General features: G+C 64.2%; 7 protein-coding genes and 1 pseudogene. 2 read left to right on the forward strand and 6 right to left on the reverse strand.

Going from position 1 to position 4,848, the window contains the following annotated elements; genetic code table 11:
* Both ABDV69_RS20105 and ABDV69_RS20110 read right to left on the reverse strand, forming a co-directional pair.
* Positions 1-242: Rid family hydrolase (locus ABDV69_RS20105; RefSeq protein WP_343577512.1), on the reverse strand; the 242-nt coding region annotated here is incomplete at its 3' end.
* A 121-nt stretch (positions 243-363) separates the two neighbouring features.
* A complete protein-coding gene (locus ABDV69_RS20110; protein WP_343577513.1) occupies positions 364-972 on the reverse strand; it encodes a hypothetical protein in 609 nt (202 codons plus the stop codon).
* Positions 973-1,191: 219 nt separating this feature from the next.
* Between ABDV69_RS20110 and ABDV69_RS20115 the strand changes: the two genes are divergently transcribed.
* Entirely contained in the window at positions 1,192-1,467 is a 276-nt protein-coding gene (locus ABDV69_RS20115) for a hypothetical protein (RefSeq protein WP_343577514.1), read from the forward strand.
* Positions 1,468-1,632: 165 nt separating this feature from the next.
* A complete protein-coding gene (locus ABDV69_RS20120; RefSeq protein WP_343577516.1) occupies positions 1,633-1,761 on the forward strand; it encodes a hypothetical protein in 129 nt (42 codons plus the stop codon).
* An 18-nt stretch (positions 1,762-1,779) separates the two neighbouring features.
* On the opposite strand, the pseudogene ABDV69_RS20125 reads toward ABDV69_RS20120, so the two are convergent.
* The 4 genes and pseudogenes from ABDV69_RS20125 to ABDV69_RS20140 form a co-directional block, all read right to left on the reverse strand.
* Positions 1,780-2,109 (reverse strand): annotated as a pseudogene (locus tag ABDV69_RS20125) (integrase core domain-containing protein); the annotation flags it as partial.
* 364 nt (positions 2,110-2,473) lie between these two features.
* Entirely contained in the window at positions 2,474-3,448 is a 975-nt protein-coding gene (locus tag ABDV69_RS20130) for a tyrosine-type recombinase/integrase (RefSeq protein WP_343577518.1), read from the reverse strand.
* The gene (locus tag ABDV69_RS20135; RefSeq protein WP_343577520.1) at positions 3,445-4,371 is read right to left on the reverse strand and encodes a tyrosine-type recombinase/integrase; all 927 of its coding nucleotides are present in this window, start codon (positions 4,369-4,371) and stop codon (positions 3,445-3,447) included. Before ABDV69_RS20135 ends, ABDV69_RS20130 begins: the two co-directional genes overlap by 4 nt.
* Positions 4,368-4,848: tyrosine-type recombinase/integrase (locus ABDV69_RS20140; RefSeq protein ID WP_343577522.1), on the reverse strand; the 481-nt coding region annotated here is incomplete at its 5' end. The genes ABDV69_RS20140 and ABDV69_RS20135, both read right to left, overlap by 4 nt.

Raw genomic sequence — 4,848 nt, forward strand, 5'->3', positions numbered from 1 at the left:
CGCCAGCGCGCGATGTCGGTGACGTAGACGCGGGTGCGGACCACGTCGCTCAACGCTGCGCCCGCCTCGAGGAGTGCCACCTCGACGCGGCGCAATACTTCTCGTGTCTGCGCGCCGATATCCTCACCCGGCGCGGTGGTGCCGGAGACGGCGACGCACGGGCCGACCCGTACGGCGCGGGAATAGCCGACGGTTGCCTCGAACTCGGTTCCGGAGGACACCAGGATGCGACGGGTTGACATGTCCGTCAACGTAGGGCAGGCGGACCCGTCAGCGCATCCGAATTTCGCTCAGCGCAAACGGCGCGCCCCTCCTGAACCGAATTCGGCTCAGGAGGGGACAATGACTAGCCGTTCGCTACATCTATGGGGTGATGCCCGCTGCGAGGTCGAAGAAACTAACGAAGTCTTGGTATGCGACGGTCAAGTCGTTCGTCAGCGACAACGGCTCAGTAGCAGTCCCGAGCTGCGCCGGGTCCAGGTTCGCCGCCGTGGGGTCGACGGACTGGTTGAACGCGGTCAGCAGCGCCTGCAAGCCGTAGTCGTAGGAGACGGCCTCCTGGTCCCCAAAGGTGAAGACGTCCGGCGTCGAGGTCGGCGACAGGCCGACATAGCCGTCGGTGTCGCCAAGGCCCAAAGCCTGGTTGGCGTCGATGATCAGCGACGAGTTCAGCAGATCCGTTGCTCCGAACTTCGTCGGGTCGGTAGCTTCGAAAGCCCCGCTAGCGGTGCTCCCGCCGGTGTAGACGTTGTAGAAATCGCTGCCTGATGCGGTCGCCACGTCGCCAAGCGGCCCGCCAGTTACGCCGTCCGTTGGGTACATACTCACGCCCTCCAGACTGAGCAACATGTCGTTCTCAGTCGTCACGAGCCCGACCGCGTCGTGGTGGGTGTGGTGTGCCGCGGGAATGGCCAGGCTCAGCACGCCAGCTGCGGCCGCTGCCGCGCCAGCGGCGATCACGTAAGATTTCATTGTTTCCCTTCCCGCCCGGACTGTCCAGGGCCCCCTTCGAGGGTTAGCCTACGCAAAGACGGGCCGGAGGTCCACACGTAATTCTCAACAAATTTTTATGTTCATGTCAGCGCCAACTCATGGCAATTCGAGACCGCACCGGCCGTGCGATGGGGAGTGTCGCCGCTGGCTTGGCTAGAGCCGGCAGCACCGACGGCCGGCGGTGTCGCAGCCCCGGCCGTGAGGGTGCACGCTCCCTGGGCTCTCATTCCGATTCCTGGGAGTAACAACGTCAGGCTGCGCAACGAGACATCCGCGACGCTCTATGCAGTCCAAGTCGAGGGCAAGAAAGTTCGCGCCCCGATTGTGGGAGTCGTCGATCCCTTCGCTGGCGTCGAGCTGAACGTGATGCGCTTCTGGCACCCCGATAACAAGATCCGCGTCACCTGGCACGGTCAAGCCGACCGGTCAGATGCCGCGCTGAACGGGGAAGACGAGTTGCCCCCGAGGATCTGAACGCAGGATTCGCTTTCAGACCACGGAGTTAGGAGACGTCTGTGTTTGGTTACCTTATATACCGGACGTCTGGTCGCGCTTTCGGCGCCGACGGCTTCGACGTGGTCGGGCTGTCGCTGATCCTGGTCGCCGTCGCCGTCGCTGTGGCTGCTTCGATGGTTCATCGTGGCTGCGCTGGCGATCGCCGGTGCGACGGCGGTGGCGTGGTGGGTTGTGCGCGATTACCGCGCTGACGTGGCGCGTCAGAGCGCCGAGAATGCGGCGATGGCGACCGGAACCTGTCAACCTGAATGAGGCGCCGTTGCGCCGTATTTACTGAGCGTCCTCCTCTGGTTGTTCGGGCCGGTTGATCCACGAGATTTCAGGGATCTTCGGCGGTTCGGGCGGTTCGGGCGGTTTGAGGACGAACCGTTCTGGGTGTGCGGCGTAGGCGGCGTCGAGTACGCTGGCGCGCTTGTCGCGGATCGCCTCGGCGAGGCCGTAGTGGACGTCGGCGGCGGTATGCAGGCCCAGCCCGGAGTGACGATGTTCATCGTTGTACCAAGCGAAGAAGACCTGGCAGTGCAGTCGGGCGTCTTCGATCGAGCCGAACCGGCCGGGGAAGTCGGGCCGATACTTCAGCGTCTTGAACTGGGCCTCGCTGTTATCCGGAATGCCGGATAACAGCGACTATGCCGAGGGCGTGGTTATGCCGAGTGCGGACCGGGGTGCCCGGGTTCGTGCTGGCCGGAGTACTGCGGTCGGCTGAACCGTTCGGGATAATCAGAGGCTTTCCAGGTAGGCGAGCAGGGTGTCCGGTGGCTGGTAACGCCTGGTGGTCGCCTCAGTTTGTGTCGTGCGATCGAGTGCACGCCGTTTGACGGCGAGGTCGGCGTGCATCAGGACTCCTGACCTGAGCCCGAAAATAGATGGCGGGGACCGCCACAATTTTGAAGCAATTCGGGCCCGGTCGAGCGTTCCGACCTGCGGTTTTGCGGGTCTCCGCGCTGAATCGACCATCCACTTATTATTGAGCGTCGCATGTAAGCCCGCAGCGGAGGCGGCGTGAAAAGTCAGAGGTCAGCCCACGAATTGCTCCGCCGGTCACAGCATCATGTCCGGAGTCCTGGTGCATGTAAATCTGCGTTGAGGTGATGCTTTCGTGGCCGAGCCAGAGCGCGATCACCGAGATGTCCACGCCCGCTTCGCGCAAAAACATGGCCGAGGTGTGCCGCAGGGTGTGGGGGGTGACCCGTTTGCCGGTCAGCGATGGACATCGCGCCGCGGTCGCGTATTTCGTGATGAGCCAGCCGACCGTGTCGGTACTTAGCGGTGTCCCGTTGCGGCTGGGGAACACTGGTGAGTCGGGTTCGCCCGGGTGCTCGGCCAACCATTCGCGCAAGACGGTGGCGGTGCTGGTGGTCAGCGGGGTGGCTCGTTGTTTGCGGCCTTTGCCGTGACAGCGCACATGCGGGCCGGTTGATAGCGCCAGGTCACCGCGTCGCAGTCCGGTCAGTTCGCTGACGCGTAAACCGGTTTGGATTGCCAAGGTCAATAGGGCGTGGTCTCGGCGTCCGAGCCAGACGTCGCGGTCGGGGGCGGCCAGCAGTGCCTGAACCTCGTCTTTGGTGAGGAAGGCGACGATGGCTCGTTCGAATCGTTTCTGCGGTATCGCTAGCACCCGCGCGATCACTTCTGCGTGTTCGGGATGTTCAAGCGCGGCAAACCGGAACATCGAGTGGATCGCCGCGAGGCGGGTGTTTCGGCTGCGAATGCTGTTGTGCCGCTCGGTTTCCAGGTAGGTGAGGAACGCTGCGATGGTCGGGGCGTCGAGATCGGTGAAGTCCAGGTCGGCCGGGGTGATCTTCTTGCGGTCGGCGACGAACACCAGCAGCAGCCGGAACGCGTCTCGGTAAGCCGCAACGGTGGCGGGGCTGGCGTAACGCTGGGTCGCGAGCCGGTCGGTGAAGAATTTCTGCAGTGTGGGGGCGACGGCGCTCATGAGAGTTCTCCGAGGAATTGTTCGAGCCGCCGGCCGACGATGGCAAAGAGTTCGGGTGACGCCTCGAGATACCAATAGGTGCAGGCCGGATCACTGTGGCCAAGAACAGCCGACAGCAGCGGGATCTTGGAATCGACATCGGCGCCGTGCTGATGCCAGTCGCATAGTTGACGGACGGCATAGGAATGCCGCAGGTCATGGATGCGGGGCCGGGCCCGTTGGCCACGTCCGGTCAGCCCAGCCCGATCGATCAGACCGGGGAACGTTGCGTGCATCGAGTCCTTGTTCATCCGGGTGCCCCAGATCGACACGAACATCGACGGCGACAACGGTTTCGGGAACCTAGACCGGTCGACCATGGCGAAATAGCGGTCCAGGGCCTGGATCGTCGATTCGTGCAGAGGCACTGTCCGGCTGCCGCGTTTGGCATGTCGGACGTGCAGCAGTAGTCGTTTGCGGTCGAGGTCGGCGCGGTCGAGGGCGAGTGCTTCACCCAACCTCAGACCGGTCACACTCAACAACCCGATGAACGTCTCGTAGGTCGCCGCGCGTAGGGCTGGTTTCAGAGTGCGTGCGACAGCCATCAACGCGGCGACCTCGGTGTCGGAATATATGTAGGGCGCGACCCTGTGCTGTCGAGCCGGTAGCAGGTCGTGGGGCGGAACCTCGGTCGCGGGATCGATGGTGTGCAGGTATTCGGCGAACCCGCGCACGATGTTCAGCCGTTGACGCCACCAGACGGGATCGGTGTTCGCGGGTAGTTTCGCCCAGGCCAGGGCCAGCTCGGTGGTCACATGGTCGGCGCCGTGGTGGTCTAGGTAGTCGAGGAAGCCGGGTAACAGCGATCCGGCGTCGGCGAGTTTGAAGCCCAAGCCGCGGCGCAGGGCGAGGTATGTGGCGGCGGCAGCCCGCAGGTCAGTCATCGCGCACCGGGCCAGGGTCGCGCCAACTCGGCGGTCAGCACCGCGTCGATGGTCGTGTATGACCGCGTTACCGCCAACGTTCGATGCCGCATAAGCTGCGCGATCTCGCTCCACGGCGCACCGTGGAGCACAAGCTGGGTCGCGGTGCCGCGCCGGAACCGGTGAGCACTGATGGCCGGCAGCCCGGCGCGACGGGAGACACGGGTCGTCACGTCACTCACCGCGATGCCGGTCAGAGCGCCTTCAGCGGCTCCGACCTTCACGAACAGCGCCCGGCATCCAGGCGGAACCCGGCGGTGACCATCACGAAGATAGACGGCGATGGTTTCGCCGACGTCACCAGGGAGCGGCACGAGTTCGTAGCGGTTGCCCTTGCCGTGGATCGTGATTTCGCCACGGCGTGTTGCCGGGCATTCAGGGTGACCACGTTCGGATGGGGTACGGGCGCCGAGGGTGAGGATGGTTGGGTCGGATCCG

The sequence above is a fragment of the Mycobacterium sp. genome (genome assembly GCF_039583785.1).
In the GTDB taxonomy this organism is placed as follows: domain Bacteria; phylum Actinomycetota; class Actinomycetes; order Mycobacteriales; family Mycobacteriaceae; genus Mycobacterium.

Excerpts from the sequence above, each read along its gene's own strand:
- ABDV69_RS20110 (WP_343577513.1), bottom strand. The coding sequence starts at position 972 with ATGAAATCTTACGTGATCGCCGCTGGCGCGGCAGCGGCCGCAGCTGGC.
- ABDV69_RS20130 (WP_343577518.1), bottom strand. The coding sequence starts at position 3,448 with ATGAGCGCCGTCGCCCCCACACTGCAGAAATTCTTCACCGACCGGCTC.
- ABDV69_RS20135 (WP_343577520.1), bottom strand. The coding sequence starts at position 4,371 with ATGACTGACCTGCGGGCTGCCGCCGCCACATACCTCGCCCTGCGCCGC.